This window comes from Paenibacillus sp. FW104-T2 (assembly GCF_058789975.1).
Genome location: NZ_JBYTCE010000051.1, coordinates 1 through 704 on the forward strand (window position 1 = coordinate 1; position 704 = coordinate 704).

Below are 704 nucleotides of genomic sequence, written 5' to 3' on the forward strand. Positions count from 1 at the left end.
ATGATTGGGGTGAAGTCGTAACAAGGTAGCCGTATCGGAAGGTGCGGCTGGATCACCTCCTTTCTATGGAGAATCGTCTTCTGTAACGAAGTCATTCAAATACGCAGGTTCATTGAACCTGCGACAGCAGCATCGTTACTTATCCATTTGTTCAGTTTTGATGGAATTTGAGGGGCCATAGCTCAGCTGGGAGAGCGCCTGCCTTGCAAGCAGGAGGTCAGCGGTTCGATCCCGCTTGGCTCCACCAAAGATTTCGTCTATTTAGCTTGTTCTTTGAAAACTAGATATCGAAACGAAAATTGCGAATTAGAACATTCCTTTTAGCTGAACTTGTGTTAAAACAAGTTTCAAATATTAGCGAAAACTGCTTTGCGATGGTATCGAATTGGAACGACTTTTGGATTTGCGCAAGCAAACCAAGGGAAGAGACAGCTCGAAACCGGAGCATTTGGTTAAGCTACTAAGAGCACACGGAGGATGCCTAGGCGCTAGGAGCCGATGAAGGACGTGGCGAACAACGATACTGCCTCGGGGAGCTGTAAGCAAGCTTTGATCCGGGGATGTCCGAATGGGGAAACCCAGCTGGGGTAATATCCAGTTACTCACAACTGAATACATAGGTTGTGTAGAGGCATACCAGGGGAACTGAAACATCTAAGTACCTTGAGGAAGAGAAAACAATAGTGATTCCGTCAGTAGCGGCG

At 46.9% G+C, this 704-nt stretch carries 1 tRNA gene and 2 rRNA genes; all 3 read left to right on the plus strand.

The features are described 5' to 3' along the window. A 16S ribosomal RNA gene (locus tag AC3WQ3_RS28630) occupies window positions 1-63 on the plus strand; the annotation flags it as partial. Window positions 64-171: 108 nt separating this feature from the next. After that, a tRNA-Ala gene (locus tag AC3WQ3_RS28635) sits at window positions 172-247 on the plus strand. Between the two features lie 203 nt (window positions 248-450). After that, window positions 451-704 (plus strand): 23S ribosomal RNA (locus AC3WQ3_RS28640); the annotation flags it as partial.